The 15,682-nt window shown below is 74.6% G+C and carries 21 protein-coding genes and 1 tRNA gene; 13 read left to right on the forward strand and 9 right to left on the reverse strand.

The features are described 5' to 3' along the window. From GTW08_RS02255 to GTW08_RS02265, 3 genes are all read left to right on the forward strand, one after another. Positions 1 to 278 (forward strand): SelB C-terminal domain-containing protein (locus GTW08_RS02255; protein WP_202416283.1); only part of this gene is annotated, 278 nt, incomplete at its 5' end. Positions 279 to 326: 48 nt separating this feature from the next. Continuing rightward, positions 327 to 740, forward strand: coding sequence for an STAS domain-containing protein (locus GTW08_RS02260; RefSeq protein WP_161151327.1), 414 nt, complete (start codon positions 327 to 329; stop codon positions 738 to 740). Between the two features lie 259 nt (positions 741 to 999). Further along, positions 1,000 to 1,326 carry a WhiB family transcriptional regulator gene (locus GTW08_RS02265; RefSeq protein WP_060710891.1) on the forward strand — a complete coding sequence of 109 codons (327 nt, stop codon included), beginning with the start codon at positions 1,000 to 1,002 and terminating at the stop codon, positions 1,324 to 1,326. Between the two features lie 95 nt (positions 1,327 to 1,421). On the opposite strand, the gene GTW08_RS02270 is transcribed toward GTW08_RS02265, so the two are convergent. Both GTW08_RS02270 and GTW08_RS02275 read right to left on the reverse strand, forming a co-directional pair. Next, entirely contained in the window at positions 1,422 to 1,907 is a 486-nt protein-coding gene (locus GTW08_RS02270) for a hypothetical protein (RefSeq protein ID WP_073577820.1), read from the reverse strand. A 466-nt stretch (positions 1,908 to 2,373) separates the two neighbouring features. After that, positions 2,374 to 4,671 (reverse strand): SpoIIE family protein phosphatase, encoded by a 2,298-nt coding sequence (locus GTW08_RS02275; protein WP_161151328.1) that lies wholly within the window; start codon positions 4,669 to 4,671, stop codon positions 2,374 to 2,376. Positions 4,672 to 4,886: 215 nt separating this feature from the next. Between GTW08_RS02275 and GTW08_RS02280 the strand changes: the two genes are divergently transcribed. The 4 genes from GTW08_RS02280 (at position 4,887) to GTW08_RS02295 (ending at position 7,914) form a co-directional block, all read left to right on the forward strand. Next, positions 4,887 to 5,315: an STAS domain-containing protein gene (locus GTW08_RS02280; RefSeq protein ID WP_202416284.1), complete on the forward strand. Its 429-nt coding sequence runs from the start codon at positions 4,887 to 4,889 to the stop codon at positions 5,313 to 5,315. Between the two features lie 81 nt (positions 5,316 to 5,396). Beyond that, a complete protein-coding gene (locus GTW08_RS02285; protein ID WP_062400766.1) occupies positions 5,397 to 5,828 on the forward strand; it encodes an ATP-binding protein in 432 nt (143 codons plus the stop codon). 1 nt (position 5,829) lies between these two features. Continuing rightward, a complete protein-coding gene (locus GTW08_RS02290; RefSeq protein ID WP_073577821.1) occupies positions 5,830 to 6,606 on the forward strand; it encodes a SigB/SigF/SigG family RNA polymerase sigma factor in 777 nt (258 codons plus the stop codon). A 90-nt stretch (positions 6,607 to 6,696) separates the two neighbouring features. Next, positions 6,697 to 7,914: an NAD(P)/FAD-dependent oxidoreductase gene (locus GTW08_RS02295; protein WP_161151329.1), complete on the forward strand. Its 1,218-nt coding sequence runs from the start codon at positions 6,697 to 6,699 to the stop codon at positions 7,912 to 7,914. 53 nt (positions 7,915 to 7,967) lie between these two features. Here the strand turns inward: GTW08_RS02295 and GTW08_RS02300 are convergent, their stop codons facing one another. Next, the gene (locus GTW08_RS02300; protein WP_062404273.1) at positions 7,968 to 8,189 is read right to left on the reverse strand and encodes a DUF3618 domain-containing protein; all 222 of its coding nucleotides are present in this window, start codon (positions 8,187 to 8,189) and stop codon (positions 7,968 to 7,970) included. 221 nt (positions 8,190 to 8,410) lie between these two features. On the opposite strand from GTW08_RS02300, the gene GTW08_RS02305 reads away from it, so the two are divergent. The 5 genes from GTW08_RS02305 (at position 8,411) to GTW08_RS02325 (ending at position 11,188) form a co-directional block, all read left to right on the forward strand. Further along, entirely contained in the window at positions 8,411 to 9,475 is a 1,065-nt protein-coding gene (locus GTW08_RS02305) for a spore photoproduct lyase family protein (RefSeq protein WP_161151330.1), read from the forward strand. A gap of 7 nt (positions 9,476 to 9,482) precedes the next feature. Further along, the gene (locus tag GTW08_RS02310; protein WP_161151331.1) at positions 9,483 to 9,875 is read left to right on the forward strand and encodes an HNH endonuclease; all 393 of its coding nucleotides are present in this window, start codon (positions 9,483 to 9,485) and stop codon (positions 9,873 to 9,875) included. Between the two features lie 86 nt (positions 9,876 to 9,961). Further along, the gene (bcp, locus tag GTW08_RS02315) at positions 9,962 to 10,429 is read left to right on the forward strand and encodes a thioredoxin-dependent thiol peroxidase (RefSeq protein WP_073576290.1); all 468 of its coding nucleotides are present in this window, start codon (positions 9,962 to 9,964) and stop codon (positions 10,427 to 10,429) included. Positions 10,430 to 10,464: 35 nt separating this feature from the next. Further along, complete coding sequence (locus GTW08_RS02320; protein WP_100879834.1) at positions 10,465 to 11,115, forward strand: HNH endonuclease; 651 nt, start codon at positions 10,465 to 10,467, stop codon at positions 11,113 to 11,115. Continuing rightward, positions 11,115 to 11,188 (forward strand) — tRNA-Leu (locus GTW08_RS02325). The genes GTW08_RS02320 and GTW08_RS02325 overlap by 1 nt, the downstream gene beginning before the upstream one ends. An 18-nt stretch (positions 11,189 to 11,206) precedes the next feature. Here the strand turns inward: GTW08_RS02325 and GTW08_RS02330 are convergent. Continuing rightward, on the reverse strand, positions 11,207 to 11,920 hold the full coding sequence (locus tag GTW08_RS02330; protein ID WP_161151332.1) for a VTT domain-containing protein: 714 nt from the start codon (positions 11,918 to 11,920) through the stop codon (positions 11,207 to 11,209). A gap of 178 nt (positions 11,921 to 12,098) precedes the next feature. Here GTW08_RS02330 and GTW08_RS02335 point away from each other — a divergent pair, with 178 nt between their 5' ends. Then, entirely contained in the window at positions 12,099 to 12,497 is a 399-nt protein-coding gene (locus GTW08_RS02335) for a carboxymuconolactone decarboxylase family protein (RefSeq protein ID WP_073576292.1), read from the forward strand. A gap of 3 nt (positions 12,498 to 12,500) precedes the next feature. Here GTW08_RS02335 and GTW08_RS02340 read toward each other — a convergent pair whose 3' ends face one another. From GTW08_RS02340 to GTW08_RS02360, 5 genes are read right to left on the reverse strand one after another with little or no spacing between them, the layout of a single operon-like run. Further along, on the reverse strand, positions 12,501 to 13,190 hold the full coding sequence (locus GTW08_RS02340) for a non-canonical purine NTP pyrophosphatase (protein WP_073576163.1): 690 nt from the start codon (positions 13,188 to 13,190) through the stop codon (positions 12,501 to 12,503). Beyond that, positions 13,187 to 13,984 (reverse strand): ribonuclease PH, encoded by a 798-nt coding sequence (rph, locus tag GTW08_RS02345; protein WP_304580142.1) that lies wholly within the window; start codon positions 13,982 to 13,984, stop codon positions 13,187 to 13,189. The genes GTW08_RS02340 and rph overlap by 4 nt, the downstream gene beginning before the upstream one ends. A gap of 22 nt (positions 13,985 to 14,006) precedes the next feature. Further along, positions 14,007 to 14,792: an MBL fold metallo-hydrolase gene (locus tag GTW08_RS02350; RefSeq protein ID WP_073576165.1), complete on the reverse strand. Its 786-nt coding sequence runs from the start codon at positions 14,790 to 14,792 to the stop codon at positions 14,007 to 14,009. Positions 14,793 to 14,800: 8 nt separating this feature from the next. Continuing rightward, on the reverse strand, positions 14,801 to 15,202 hold the full coding sequence (locus GTW08_RS02355) for a hypothetical protein (protein WP_073576166.1): 402 nt from the start codon (positions 15,200 to 15,202) through the stop codon (positions 14,801 to 14,803). Next, positions 15,195 to 15,569 (reverse strand): hypothetical protein, encoded by a 375-nt coding sequence (locus tag GTW08_RS02360; protein ID WP_073576167.1) that lies wholly within the window; start codon positions 15,567 to 15,569, stop codon positions 15,195 to 15,197. The genes GTW08_RS02355 and GTW08_RS02360 overlap by 8 nt, the downstream gene beginning before the upstream one ends. Positions 15,570 to 15,682: the final 113 nt, after the last annotated feature.

The raw sequence follows: 15,682 nt of genomic DNA on the forward strand, positions 1-15,682 counted from the left end.
GGGCTGCCCGGCTCGCGGAGCTGGGGCTCGGGCCGCGGGAGCTGGCGGTGCTCGACCGCGCCGGGGAACTGCTGCGGGTGGCCCCGGAGGTCGTGCTCGGCCCCGACGCGCCGGAGCGGGCGGTCGCCGCGCTCGACGGGCTCGACGGCGCGTTCACCGTCTCCGTTGCACGGGAGGTGCTCGGGAGCAGCCGCCGCGTCGTCGTGCCGCTGCTGGAGCTGCTGGCCCGCAGGGGCCTCACGGTGCGGATGCCCGACGGGACACATCGCCTGCGCTGAGCGGGCTCCGAGTGGCGACGCCGTGCCGCGGTGCCTACCGTCGACCCAATGACCGCCCCCCGTCCGCCCGCCGCCGGCACCACCGACGGCTCGGGCGGGACGTCACCCGATGTCACCGACACCTGCGACGGGCTACGGCTGGAGACCTCCCGGCCCGCGGACGGGACGGTCGTCGTCGCCGTGACCGGTGAGCTGGACATGCTGACCGCCCCGGAGCTGCGGCACGCGGTGGCCGAGCAGATCTCCGCGGCCTCGCTGGTCGTGCTGGACCTCGACGGGGTCCGTTTCCTCGGCACCTCCGGGCTGGCGGCGCTGATCGAGCTGCGGGAGCAGGCCCACCGGGCCGGGGTCGAGCTGCGTCTGGCGTGCACCGAGCGGCGTGTCCTGCGCCCGATCGGTATCGCCGGGCTGCACCATCTGTTCGACATCCACGACGACGTGCAGGCCGCACTCGACTCCTGATAAAGTGACCTGAGTCACATCCTGGCGTGCCCGGATCCACCCGGCGGCCCGGCACAGCGCGCGGCGCGGAGGTGCGTGGCGGTGTCGTGAACAGGGGCGATGCCCGGTCCGTCCGACCGCGCGGCCGGCCCCGCACACCTCGCACGGCCCGTCGCTAGCACCGATCCCGACGTCGCGCAGGTTTGATCTCGAACCCCCTCGGGAACCGGGGTGAGGAGCCAACCCGGTCCTCCCGGGCCCCGAGCGACGAGGTGAGCACGTGAGCGACGTTTCCCGGCTTCCCGGCCCGATGGACGACGTGTGGCAGTGGCAGCGACTGGGTGCGTGCCGCGGCATGGACAGCGCCGTGTTCTTCCACCCCGACGGGGAGCGCAACCCCTCCCGGTCGCGTCGTACCGAGCGCGCGAAGCAGGTCTGCCGGGGATGTCCCGTGCTGCAGGAGTGCCGCCGCTTCGCGCTGGCCAGCCGTGAGCCGTTCGGCGTGTGGGGCGGGCTGGGCGAGTCCGAGCGCCGCGCCATCATCGAGCGTCGCGACGCCGAGCGCATCGTCGCCGAGCAGGGCCCCGGCCTCGCCGCCGTCGTCTGACGGACCGCGTACGACGGATCACCGATCCGGCACGGCCCGCCCGGGTTCCGGGCGGGCCGTTCTGCTGCGCGGCCGTTCTGCCCACCCGGCCGGCGTCACACCGCCGAGGGCAGGGCCTCCGGCTCCGTGACGTCCTCCGCGACGGGTCCGGCGGGCCGGTAGGGCAGCACCGGCAGGCCGTAGACCCGGGCGACGCGGCGCACCGCGCGACGGACCACCTCGATCTCCGGGTCGTCCACCGGCCCGACGGCGGCCGGGGCCACGCACCAGGTGTCGTCGTCGGGGTCGAACCCGACCAGCTCCGAGAGCGCCGCGACGAGGTCCGCCTCGTCGCCGTCCTGCACCGCCCAGCGCAGCCCGAGCCGGTGCAGCCGCACCCGCTCGACCGGCAGCGCCTCGACCGGCACGTCCTCGGTGTCGTCCTCGGCCGCCAGCAGCTCCCGCGCCTCGGCCGGTGTGAGCGGGCGCCGGGTGGGGGCCGGGTCGTCCCGCACGACCAGCAGGTCGGTCTCCCCCGCCTCACCGGAGAGCGCCGCGAGCGGGCCCCCCGCACGGGCGGACTCCGCCGCGGTCAGTGCCACCGCGACCAGCCTCCGCGGTCGCGTCGTCCCCTGCCTCACGCTCGCCCCCGTCGATCCCACACGTCGTCGTCCGTCGAGTACAACGCCCGGATCCCCGATTCGGGTGCCGATTACCCACCCGGACGGACGAGTGGAGTCACCCGGTCCACGAGCGGACGACGACCCCGCGCACGGAACCCACGGACGGCGTCGACCGCAACACCACCGTGACCTCGGCCCGACCACCGGTAGCGCGGATGGGCCGGACGGTCGAACGGCGCAGGCCCGCCGCCGGGCGGGGCACCGCCGGTGGGCGGCCGCCCCGGACGGTCGACCCCGGACGCCCGACGCGGCCGGTAGCGGTCGACTCGGCCGGCCGGGACCGCCGACACGGCAGACCGGCCGCCGATCGGGTCGGCCGGTGCGGCCGATCGGGTCGCTACGCGCAGCCGGGTCCGGGCGGATGACGGTCCGGCCGACCGGACCGTCAGGCCGGGTGGTCCAGACGGATCGCGAGCAGGGCGATGTCGTCGTCGAGCCGGTCCGGCAGGCACACCTCGAGCACCCGCTCCACCACCCGCTCGGGGTCGGCGTCGGACGGCAGCTCCTCCAGCGTGCGCTCGATGAGCTCGGTGCGGGCGTCGGCGTCCTCACCGATGATGTCGGTCAGACCGTCGGTGTAGAACACGAGCAGCGACCCGGCGGCACACGGGACCGTGGCGCCGCCGCGGTGCGCCCCGGCGGCCCGCCCGAACTCCGGCACCGCGCCGAGCATCGGCGAGTGGTGCGCGTCGAGCCGGTGCAGCCGGCCCTGGGGGTCGCGCAGCAGCGGCGCCGGGTGCCCGGCGTTGGCGTAGGTCAGCTCGCGTCCGCCGTCGGGGCCCACCGGCCCGAACCGGGCGTACACAGCGGTCGCCATCGCGGCGATGTCCAGGCCCTGCACCAGCTGGTCGCAGCGGTCGAGCACCGGCCCGGGCGCGTCGCCGCCCCAGGCGTAGGAGCGCAGCACACCGCGCAGCTGCCCCATCGCGGCGGCCGCCGACAGGTCGTGGCCGACGACGTCGCCCACCGCGGCACCGACCGAGCCGTCCGGCATCGGCAGCACGTCGTACCAGTCCCCGCCCACCTGGTTGCCGTCCGCGCCCACCAGGTAGCGGGCCGCGACCCGCATCCCGGGGACCTGCGGCAGCGCCGGGAGCAGGCTGTGCTGCAGGGTGGCCGCCGCAGCCCGCTCCACCTCGTAGAGCCGGGCGTTGTCGACGGCCAGCCCGGCACGGCCCGCGAGGTCCGAGGCCAGGTGCAGGTCGCGCTGGGTCCAGCGACGGCCGTAGGGGAACTGGGTGGACAGCGTCACCAGGCCGAGCACCCGGCCGCGGCCGAGCAGCGGGACGACCATCGCCGAGCGCAACCGCAGCCGCTCGTAGGCGTCGGCCGCCTCCGGGTCGTCGGGGTGGACCTCGCGGCCGTCGTCGGGCAGCTCCTGCACCAGGTACGGCTTGCCGGTCCGCACCGCGGTCTCGGCCTGCTGCTCGATCCGCACGGCCCCCAGTGGACCGGACCGCGACAGCAGCGCCTCGTCGTCGGCGTCGCGGGCGGCGACGGCCATCCGTTCGCGGGTCGCCCCGTCGGGGGTGTCGAGCAGGTCCACCGTGCACAGGTCGGCCAGCTCCGGCACCACGATCCGGGAGAAGCGGCGGCAGGCGTCGGCCACGTCGAGCGCCGTCGTCATCTGGGTGGTCGCCTCGGCGAGCAGCCGCAGCTGGGCCCGCGCGGCCTCGGCGTCGGCGAGCGCCGCCCGCCGCTCCTGCTCGACGACGACCCGCTCGGTGACGTCGCTCTGCACACCGACGAAGTTGACCAGCTCGCCGTCGCCGTCGTGCACCGGCGAGATGGACACCTGGTTCCAGAACGCGGTGCCGTCGCGCCGGTAGTTGAGCAGCACCTCGGTGATCGCCCGCCGTTCCCGCAGCGCCTCGCGCACCCGGCGGACCGCGGACCGGTCGGTGTTGGGGCCCTGCAGGAACCGGCAGTTGCGCCCGGCCACCTCGTCGAGGGGGTACCCGGTCAGCCGTTCGAACGACGGGTTCACCCAGGCCAGCGGGTCGTCCTCACGCTGCGGGTCGGAGATGGTGAACGACATCTCGGTGGCGAGCACCGCACGGTCGCGCAGGAACCCCATCCGGTCGCGGTCCTCGCCCTGGCCGGCCTCGGAGTCCGACAGCGGCAGCAGCACGGCCAGCGCCCGGCCGGGCCCGGTGGCCGAGGACTGCGCGTAGGTGCCCTGCCCCTGGGCTCCGGGGTCGGCCAGCGCGAACCCGGTCACCCAGACCAGGGTGCTGCTGGCCGTGGCCCCCTCCCCCGGGACCGGGACGCCGTCGCGGTCGGGCATCAGCCCCGGCCCGTGCAGCGCGACCGGCTCGCCGGACACCGCCTCGCCGGAGGCGATCCGGGCCAGCGGGGACCCCTCGCCGGTGTACGGACGGCCGTCCAGGTCGGTCAGCCGCGCGGCCTCGCTCCACTCGCGGACCCCGATGGGCAGCCGCACCGGGCGGTCACCGGCCAGCTCCAGCGCGGTGGTGTTGGCGTAGACGATCCGGCACTCGGAGAGGTCGATCATCAGGACGGCCACCTGCGCCCCGCCGCGCACGTGCGGCATGGCCGGGGTGCTCGGCTGCTCCCCGAAGGATTCCACCGAGGTCGCGACCGCCTGGTCGACGGCCCGGTCCACCGCGTCGCCGGGGGGACCGGCCGGGGCGCCGGGGCCGAGATCGGAGTACCGCGTCACCCGGGCGAGCCTAAGGGCAGGCGCCGTGCCGGGCCCGCCGAGCCCGGCCGGTATCGTCGGGCCCGGTCTCCTGTCGTGGGTGGACCGGACCCGGCGCGGGCCAGGACGGCCCCGCCGCGGCCCCGGTGCGTCGTGCGGCGCGAGAAGACACCTGCCCGTCGAGAGCACGGCGGCGCTCCACAACGCTTCCGCGCCGTCCGGCGCCCGACACGGAGGTGATCACCCTGCCCGGATCCGCGCCGGCGCAACCGTCCCGGGGGGACGGGGACGCCGAGCTGGACGGCACCGACTCCGCCCACCTCGGCGTCGGCTTCTCCTCACCGCGCAGCGGCCTGACCGTGCTCACCGTGCGCGGCGAGGTCGACACCCTGACCGCACCGCGACTCGAGACCGCCCTCGACGAGCTGCTGGACCGCGCCCCCGACGGCGACGGCCGCGACCTCGCCGTGGACCTGGAGGGCGTCACGTTCCTCGCCTCCAGCGGCCTCGGTGTGCTCATCCACACCGCCCGGCGGGCCGCCCGGGACGGACGGCGGCTGTTCGTCGTCGCCACCAACCGGGCCGTGCTCCGGCCGCTCGAGGTCACCGGCTCCGCCCAGCTGTTCACCGTCCTGCCCGACCAGGAGGGCATTCCCGGCGCCTGAGCGGGCACCCGGTCCTGCACACCCCCGCCGGAGGCGACATGATCCGGCCCGACACCCCGTCGCACGAAAGGACTCGTCAGCGTGGCCCAGGAGGACGTGGCAGGCACGGCGCACGGCGCCGGCACCGACAACACCGTCGAGATCAGGGTCGCGGCGCGGCCCGCGCTGATCCCCACGGTCCGTGCGGTGGCCTCCGACCTCGCCGCACGCGCGGACTTCGACCTGGACGCGGTCTCCGATCTGCGGATGGCCGTCGACGAGGCGTGCGCGACGCTGGTCGCGATGGCCGCTCCCGGCTCGCCGCTGCGGTGCACCTTCGCCGTCTCCGACGAGCGGATCGAGGTCACCGCCCGGGTCGAGACCGGCACCGGTGCGCAGCTGCCCACCGACTCCTTCGGCTGGCGGGTCCTGCAGACCCTGGCCGATCACGTCGCGGTCGAGTCCGGTGAGGAGGACGGCGGGCGCCCGGCCCTCACCATCCGCCTGCACAAGCTCGCGGGTCACGGGCTGTGACGTGACGTCGGACCCTCAGTACGCCCACCTCACCCCGCTGCTCGAGCAGTACGCGGGTCTCGACGACGGCGACCCCCGTCGGGAACAGCTGCGCGATCAGCTCGTCACCGGCTACCTGCCCGTCGCCCAGCACATCGCCCGCCGGTTCAACCACCGGGGCGAGCCCCTCGACGACCTCGTGCAGGTCGCGACGGTCGGGCTGATCAACGCCATCGACCGGTTCGACCCGGAGAAGGGCGGTGAGTTCTTCTCCTTCGCCGTGCCCACGATCTCCGGTGAGGTACGCCGGCACTTCCGGGACCAGAGCTGGTCGATGCGGGTGCCGCGGCGGCTCAAGGACATGCACGTGTCGATCAACGGCGCGGTGTCCGAGCTGTCCCAGACCCTCGGTCGCGCGCCCCGGCCCTCGGAGCTCGCCGAGTACCTCGACCTGCCCGTCGCCGAGGTCCTGGAGGGCCTGGAGGCCGCCGAGGCCTACCGCAGCTCCTCGCTCGACGAGATGCTGTCGTCGGAGGACGGCAGCGCCACCGTCGGCGAGCTGGTCGGCGACGCCGACGCGGAGCTGGACCGGGTCGACTACCGCGAGTCACTGCGCCCGCTGCTCGCCGAGCTGGCGCCCCGCGAGCGGACCATCGTGATGCTGCGGTTCTTCGGCAACCGCACCCAGACCCAGATCGCCCAGGAGGTCGGCATCTCCCAGATGCACGTCTCCCGGCTGCTCGCGCAGACGCTGTCCCGGCTGCGCAACCGGCTCGACCCGGAGGACCGCACCTTCTGACGCCCGGGCCGCGCGGCGACGCCGTGCCCCGTCCGCGAGGATCGGGGCGGGACCGGCGCACCGTCCGGGCCCGGAGCAGGGAGGTAGGAGATGAGCGTGCCGGAACACGTGCTGGTGGTCGGCGCAGGGCTGGCCGGACTGCGCACGGTGGAGAACCTGCGCCGGGACGGTTACGAGGGCCGGATCAGCCTGGTGGGGGCCGAGGAGCACCTCCCCTACGACCGCCCGCCGCTGTCCAAGCAGTTCCTGGCCGGTGAGTGGGAGCGCACCAAGGTCGACCTGTGCACCGCCGAGGACCTCGACGAGCTCGGCGTACGCACCCACCTCGGCCGCTCCGCGGTCGCCCTGCGGCCCGCCGAGGTCCCGGCCGACGGCTCCGAGGTCGAGCTCGATGACGGCACCGTCCTGCACGCCGACGCCGTCGTCCTCGCCGTGGGGGTCACCTCCCGGGTGCTCGACGACCAGCCCGACTCCGCGCACCTGCTGCGTGCCGTCGACGAGTCCGAGCAACTGCGCGACGCGCTGGCCTCGGCGTCGTCGCTGCTGGTGGTGGGTGCCGGGTTCATCGGGGCCGAGGTCGCGAGCACCGCCCGGGACCGGGGTGTCACGGTGACCGTGGTCGAGACCGGCAGCGTGCCGATGGCACGGCTGCTGGGCGAGCAGGCCGGTGCGGTCGTGGCCCGGCTGATGGGCGACGCCGGGGTCGACCTGCGTACCGGGGTGTCGGTGTCGGAGCTGACGGACTCGGGCGCCACGCTCTCCGACGGGTCGACGGTGACCGCCGACGAGATCGTCGTCGGCGTCGGCGGCATGCTCGACCTGGGCTGGTTGGAGGCCACCGGCGTCGACGTCGCCGACGGCATCCCCTGCGACCACCGCGGCCGGGTCGACGGGCTGCCCGGAGTGTGGGCGGCGGGCGACGCGGCCGCCTGGACCGACCCGGACACCGGCGAGCGCACCCGGCTGGAGCACTGGACCTCGGCGAGCGACCAGGCCGCCGCGGTCGCCGCGGACATCACCGGCACGACCCCGCCGCCCGCCGCGGTGCCGTTCTTCTGGTCCGACCAGTTCGGTATGAAGATCCAGCTCGTCGGGCGGCCGGACCGCGCGGACTCGCTGCTGCCGCTGCACGGCGAAGGTCTCGACGACGGCCCGGTGAAGGGCACGGTGCTCGGCTACCTGCGCGGCGACGACCTCGTCGCCGTCGCCGGGTTCGGCGCGGCCCGGCTCGTCGCCCGCTACCGCCGCCCGCTGGCCGAGGGTGCCGACCGCGCCGCGACGCTGGAGCTGCGCGACTCGCTGTCCTGACACACGAACGCCCGGCCGGTGCGGGCACCGGCCGGGCGTGGCGTGCAGGCGGTCTAGCGGAAGATCGAGCGGACGATCGCCAGCCCGACCAGCGCGCCGACCGCGATCAGCGAGTACTTGACCTTCGGGTCGGCGAGCCGCTCCGCGAGCTGCTCCTTGCCGCCCTCGATGAGGTTCTTCGGGTTCGCCCGGTCCGCCAGGGCGTCCAGACTCTCGGCCAGCGCGTCCCGGGTCTTCTCGATCTCGCGCTGGATGTTCTCGGGGTCGCGGGCCACCACGTCCACCTCCGGTTCGGCCGGTACGCGTCCGCGCCCGGGACTCCTGCTGCTCACGCCCGACGCTGCCCCGACACCGACGTCCGGGCACCGCGAGCGGCGTGGCACACACCGTAGCCACCGCACGGGCCGGTCCGCGCGCCCGCCCACGGCGCGCCGCCGATTCGGGTGCCGCGGACGGTTGCCGGGCGGTACCCGCACGATCCTGCGAGGCTGGGCGGGTGACTGTGGAACAGTTGTTCGACATCCGCCGGATCTGGGCCGAACCGGACGCGCTGGCGTCGCCGCGCGGACAGCAGGTCGCACTGTCGTTCCCCGACGCCGAGATCGTCGAGGTCGCCTCGCACTGGAACATCGAGGCGCTGCACGGCAACGCCGGCAACGTGGACCGCTGGGTCCGGGTCAAGACCGAGAATCTGGTCCTGGGCGAGAAGAAGTCGCTCTCGGCCCGCCCCAACGGCCGCTCCGCGGACTTCATCGCCCCCTCCACCGCGAACGGCTGCGCGCTGGCCTGCGCCTACTGCTACGTCCCCCGGCAGAAGGGCTACGCGAACCCGGTCACCGTGTTCACCAACATCGACCGGATCGTCCGTTACCTGCGCGGGCACGTGCGGCGTCAGGGGCCCAAGACCGAACCGAACCAGGTCCACCACACCGACTGGGTCTACGACATCGGGGAGAACTCCGACGTCGCGGTCGACGCGCTGCTCTCGGACAACGTGGCCGACCTGGTCGGCTGCTTCCGGGATCTGCCCGGCGCGCGGGCCAGCTTCGCGACGAAGTACGTCAACCGCGAGCTGCTGGGCCTCGACCCGCAGTGCGGCACCCGCATCCGGTTCTCGCTGATGCCCGAACGCGACAGCAGGCTGCTCGACGTGCGCACCACCCCGGTCGCCCGGCGGATCGCCGCGATCGACGACTTCGTGGCCGCGGGCTACGAGGTGCACCTCAACCTGTCCCCGGTGGTGCTGCGCGAGGGCTGGCAGGCCGACTGGGCCGAGCTCCTGACCCGGATCGGCGACGTCACCGGCCCCGCGTTCCGCGCGCAGGCCGCCGCCGAGGTGATCCTGCTGACCCACAACGAGGGATTGCACGAGGTGAACCTCGGCTGGCACCCGCGGGCGGAGGAGGTGCTGTGGCGACCCGCGATCCAGCAGGGCAAGCGCAGCGGCAACGGCATGTGGAACGTGCGCTACCGGGACACCGTGAAGGCCCGCGGGGTGCGTGAACTGCGCGGCCTCGTCGAGCGGCACGCACCGTGGCTGCGCATCCGCTACGCGTTCTGACCGTTCCGTGACCCCCTCCCCCGCCCAGCCCGGGCGCGCGCAGCGCCTGGCGCTGGCCGCGCTCCGCGACGGCGGGCACTGTGTATGGTGCCGCCGCGACTGCACCGGACCGGTCCGCGCCACGACCGACCACCTCGTCCCGAAGGTGAAGGGCGGACCGTCGTGGCTGGAGAACGAGGTCGTCGCCTGCGGTCGCTGCAACCGGGCCCGCGGTCACACGAGCCCCGCGGACTGGTTCGCCGAGTGCCGCAGGCGCGGCTGGGACCCGGACCTGCCCGCGGTGCTCGGCACGCTGCGCTCGCTCGCCGCGGCGATCGCCGAACGCGGCGGCCTGCGCCGTGCACGGCCCTACCTCGACGGCCAGCTGCGACGGCTGGAACGGCTCGCCGGGGAGCCCTGAGCCCACTCCGTCCACAACCGGACGGTCCGTCCACAGACCGCGTGCTCGGCGCCGAGGGCGGGGACACGGGTGGCACGCTGATCGTCATGAGCACACGGCTGCAGGCGGGCGACACCGCCCCCGACTTCACCCTCGACGACGCCGACGGCACCGCCGTCTCCCTGGCGGACTACCGCGGCCGCAAGGTCGTCGTCTACTTCTACCCGGCGGCGAGCACCCCGGGCTGCACGAAGGAGGCCTGCGACTTCCGCGACAACCTCGCCGAGCTGAACGGCGCGGGCATCGACGTACTGGGCATCTCCCCGGACAAGCCCGCCAAGCTCGCGACGTTCCGCGACAACGAGGAGCTGACCTTCCCGCTGCTGTCCGACCCGGACCGCGAGGTCCTCACCGCCTGGGGCGCCTTCGGTGAGAAGAAGCTCTACGGCAAGACGGTCACCGGGGTCATCCGCTCCACCTTCCTGGTCGGCGAGGACGGCACGATCGTCGACGCGCAGTACAACGTGAAGGCGACCGGGCACGTGGCGAAGCTGCGCCGGGACTGGAAGGTCTGATGCCCGTCCGGCCGGCGGGCGCGGGGTGAGCGGACGTGCCCCGCGCCCGCCGGTGGACCGACGAGGAGCTGGTCGCGGCGGTGGCGGTGTCGCGACGGTTGAGCGAGGTGTGTCACCGGCTGGGCATCCGGCCCGGGCGGTACGACCAGCTGCGAGCCCACATCGTCCGGACCGGCGCGGACGCGAGCCACATCCCGGGCGCGCTCGACCCCGGGCACCGCAACCACCGACGGCGCTACACCGACGGCGAGCTGCGGGCGGCCGTCGCGGCCGAGGTCAGCGTGCACGCCGTGCTCCGGCGGCTCGGGTACGAGCCCAGCGGCGGCATGTTCCGGGCGGTGGTCGCGCATATCCGGACGCTCGAGCTCGACACGACACACTTCACGGGGCGTTCCTGGGCCCGGGGCCGGACCTTCCCGGGGCGGCGGGCACGCCCGCTGGCGGACATCCTGGTTCGCGGGTCGAGCTACCGCAGCAGCGCGACCCTGCGCCGGCGGCTCGTCGCGGAGGGGCTGAAGGCCGCGCGGTGCGAGGGGTGTGGCCTGACCGAGTGGCAGGGACGACCCGTCCCGCTCCAGCTCGACCACGTGAACGGCGACCACACCGACAACCGGCTCGAGAACCTTCGTATCCTGTGCGCGAACTGCCACGCCCTCACCGATACCTGGTGCGGCCGAAAGAACTAGCCGGCGTACTCCAACTGGCAGAGAGACACGGTTTAGGTCCGTGCAAGTGCGGGTTCGAATCCCGCCGCCGGCACGCGTCGCGTCGCCCGCCTCACCCGGCGGGCGGCGCGGTCCCGGCCGGCTCCGCGCCTCCGGGCGCGACGCCGTCGGCCTCGTTCGGCAGCGGCCGCCGTGCGGCGAGCAGCACCCCGCCGAGACCGAGCACCGCGCAGATCCCGGAGACCAGCAGCAGGGCCGGCGGTACGTGCCCGGTCACGGCGTCGCCGAGCGCGACGACGGCGATGGTGCTCGGCGCCGACCCGATCACGGTGCCGACCAGATAGGGCCAGAACCGCACCTGGGACAGCCCGGACAGGTAGTTGAGCACCGCGAACGGCACCATCGGGATCAGCCGCAGCGACGTCACCGCGAGCACTCCGTGGTGGTCGAGCCTGCGGCGCACCCACACCGCGCGCGGGTGGCCGGCGTAGCGGGCGACGAGCCGCCCACCGGTGACCCGGACGAGCGCGAACGCCACGACCGCGGACAGCGCGGTCGCGAACAGGGTCAGCGCCGCACCGCCGACGGCGCCGAACAGCACCCCGGCGGACACGGTGAACACCGTCCGGGGGAAGGGCGGGACGTTCAGCGCGACCTGGAGCAGCACGAACACGACCGGGCCCCAGATCCCGGCGGACTCCACGGCCCGGCGCAGCTCACCGAACCGGGGGACGGCGGACAGCCCCAGGGACCGGGCCACGAGTACGACGAGTGCGGCCGCGAGCACCAGCCCGAGGCAGCCCAGCAGAAACCGCCACCACCGCACGGAGATCACGGTACCGAGACCCGTGCCGGTGCCGTCGGCCGCGGTCGTCGCACGTGACCGGGCTCCCCCGTGTGCGCCGCCGGCCGCAGCCGTCCGGCGTGGCCGGGCACCTCCGGACGCGCCACCGGCCGCGGTCGGCGCGCGTGCCGTCGCGGTCGGCCGTGAGAGGCTGCCGACCATGAGCGACTCGGGTATCGACCCCGCCGAACTGGACGCCGACGGGCTGGCCGTGCGCCGCGAGGTCCTCGGCTCGGGCTACGTCGACGCGGCGCTGGGCCGCGTCGACGACACGACCGCGGACTTCCAGAAGCTGATCACCCGCTACGCGTGGAACGAGATCTGGACCCGCCCCGGGCTGGAGCGCCGGATGCGCTCGGCGGTGACGCTGACCGCGCTCGTCGCGCACGGGCACTGGGAGGAGTTCGAGCTGCACGTGCGGGCGGCCCGGCGCAACGGCCTGACCCGCGACGAGATCGTCGAGATCATCCTGCAGACCGCGATCTACTGCGGGGTCCCGGCGGCGAACTCGGCGTTCCGGATCGCGCAGCGCGTCCTGGCCGAGCCCGCTCCCGAGTAGTCCTCAGCCGTCGGCGAGCAGCGCCTGCAGGTGCGGGACGAGCGCGCGCAGCGCGGTCCCCCGGTGCGAGGCGGCGTCCTTCTCCTCGGCACTGAGCTCGGCCGAGGAGCGGCCGTCGCCCTCCGGGGCGAAGATCGGGTCGTAGCCGAAGCCGTTCTCCCCCCGCGGGGCGCGCAGCAGGGTGCCCCGCCACGTCCCGTGCACCACGGTGCGCCCGGGCACGGAGGCCTCCGCGTCGGGGCCATCGGTGCCGACGGTGTCGCCGGAGGCGGGGTCGGTGTCGGGGCCTGCGGTGGCCGCGTCGGGCGTCACCAGCGCGGCGGCGCACACGAACGCGGCGCCGCGGCGCTCGTCGGGGACGTCGGTGGTCTGCCCGAGCAGCAGCTGCAGGTTGGCCTCGTCGTCGCCGTGCCGGCCGGCCCAGCGGGCGGAGAAGATGCCCGGCATGCCGTTCAGGGCGTCGACGGTGATGCCGGAGTCGTCGGCGATCGCAGGCAGCCCGGTCGCGGCGGCGGCGTCGCGGGCCTTGGCGAGCGCGTTCGCGGCGAAGGTCGCGCCGGTCTCGGGGGCCTCCGGGAACTCGGGGACGTCGGCGAGCCCGACGATCTCCACCCCGGAGAGCCCGGCGGCCTCGGTGATCCGGCGCAGCTCGACGAGCTTCTTGGCGTTGCGGGTGGCGAGCAGGATCCTCACGCGTCGCCCTCCCCCGCGGCGTCCGGGGCGTCGGCGGCCTGCGCGGCGATCTTCGGGTGCGGCGCGGCGAGCACCTCGACCTGCAGGCGGGCCAGCTCGGCGATCCCGGCGAGCGCGGAGTCCAGCATGGCGTCGAGGGTCGAGCGGGAGAACGTGGCGCCCTCGCCGGTGCCCTGGACCTCGATGAGGGTGCCGGTCTCGGTGGCGACGACGTTCGTGTCGACCTCGGCCCGCGAGTCCTCGGAGTAGGGCAGGTCGAGCCGGACGCGGCCGTCGACGACGCCGACCGACACCGCGGCGACCTGGCAGGAGATCGGCTTGGGGTCCGACAGCTTGCCCTGCTCGCCGAGCCAGGTGACGGCGTCGCACAGGGCCACGTAGGCGCCGGTGATGGCCGCGGTGCGGGTGCCGCCGTCGGCCTGCAGGACGTCGCAGTCGATCGCGATCGTGTTCTCGCCGAGCGCGCGCAGGTCGATGCAGGCGCGCAGGGACCGGCCGATCAGCCGGGAGATCTCGTGGGTGCGGCCGCCGATCCTGCCCTTCACCGACTCCCGCGACGAGCGGGTGTCGGTGGCCGAGGGCAGCATCGCGTACTCGGCGGTGACCCAGCCGAGGCCGGATCCCTTCCGCCAGCGCGGTACCCCGTCGGTGACGCTGGCGGCGCACAGCACCTTCGTGTCACCGAACTCCACCAGCACCGATCCCGCGGGGTGCTTCTGGAAGCCCCGGGTGATGGTCACCGGCCGCATCTCGTCGTCGGTCCGGCCGTCGGCCCTGCCCTCTGTTCGTGTCACCCGGCCATCGTAGGAAGCCGGCTCAGACCTCGAACACCGCGTCGGGCCGGGCGAGCTCAACGGTCCCGCCGAAGGCCGCCTTGGCCTCGGCGCCGAGGGACTCGCGGTCGAACCAGGCCGGGACGTGGGTGACGACCAGCCGCTGTGCCCCGGCGGCCGCGGCGTGCTCGCCCGCCTCCCGTCCGGACAGGTGCACCCCGGGCGGCCCGGCCTCGGCGTGCGGCCAGCTGGCCTCGCAGAGCAGCAGGTCGGCGTCGCGGGCGGCCTCGACGAGCCCGGGGCAGGCGGCGGTGTCCCCGGAGTAGGTCAGGACCCGGCCGCGGTGCTCGAGGCGCAGCGCGTAGGCGGGGCAGACGTGCACGACCTCGTACGCGGTGACGGTGACGGCGTCCTCACCGGTGCCGACGGTGAACGGCTCCCCCACCACGAGGTCGTGGAAGGAGAAGACGTCGGTGAGATCGGTGCGGGCATAGTCGGACTCGGTGACGGCGTCGGCGCGGGCGAAGCGGGTGTGCGCACCGGCCGGGGCGTGCACGACCAGCTTGTGCGCGGTCGCGTCGAACGGGGGCCGGGGGTGGTAGCGACGGTGCACCACCAGCGACGGGAAGTCCGAGCAGTGGTCGGGGTGCAGATGGCTGAACACCGCGGCGTCGAGGGAGAACGGGTCGGCGTGCCGTTGCAGGGCGCCGAGGGTGCCGTTGCCGAGGTCGAGCGTGAGGCGGGTCGCCCCGGCCTCGACGAGGTAGCCCGATGCCGGGGACTCGGGTCCGGGGCCGCTGCCGGAGCACCCGAGAACGATCAGCCGCATGCGCGACCCTAACCCGTTCGTGAGGTACGCCGCAGCCACCAGAGCCCGACGAACGGCAGCACCAGCGGGACGAAGCCGTAGCCGGCGCCGAAGTGCGACCAGACCGTCTCGCGGGGGAAGTCGGCGGGGACGAACGTGGTGAACGCGCCGACGGCGAGCACGCCGACGAGCTCGAAGACCACGGCGGACCAGGCGAGGCGGCGGAAGCCGGGGCCGGTGCCCGCCAGACCGACGGTGGCCAGGATGTAGACGAAGCCGGCGAGCGCGGACAGCGAGTACGCGAGCGGCGCCTCGCCGAACCGTTCGGCGATCTGCACACCGGCCCGCGCCGAGGCCGAGAGCGCGAAGATGCCGTAGACGGCGATGAGGATGCGGCCGGGGCCGGTGGCGGTGGCGCGGGGCTCAGGCACCGGGCACCCCCGGGATCCACAGGCCCTGCAGGCGCAGCACGGCGACGAGCGTCCCGATCGCGCCGACGGCGATCACGGCGCCGCCCCAGCGGCTCGGCTCGGCGGTGGCGAACTGCAGTGCGATCACCGGGACGCAGACCGCGACGGCGAGGTAGATGAGGAAGGTCGACTGCTCGGGCAGGGTGACCCCGCCGAGCAGGACCCGGTACGCCGCGATCGCCGCCTGCACGACGATGAGCGCCACACAGATCCCGACGGCCACGGTGTGCACCCGGCTCGGGGGCCGGTTCAGCGCCGTCGTGACCAGCCCGAACAGCGCGGTGGCCGAGAGCGCCACGGTGATCACCAGGACGAGCGTTCCGATCACGGCGGGAACGCTACCCCCGCCTCCCCCGACCGCCGCGCCGGACCCGCCCGCGCCCGGTCCGCATCCACACCTGTCGACCGGTTCCCACACCTGCCGCGGCAGGTGCGGGTCCG

The organism is Pseudonocardia sp. SID8383, assembly GCF_009864975.1.
In the GTDB taxonomy this organism is placed as follows: Bacteria; Actinomycetota; Actinomycetes; order Mycobacteriales; family Pseudonocardiaceae; genus Pseudonocardia; species Pseudonocardia alni.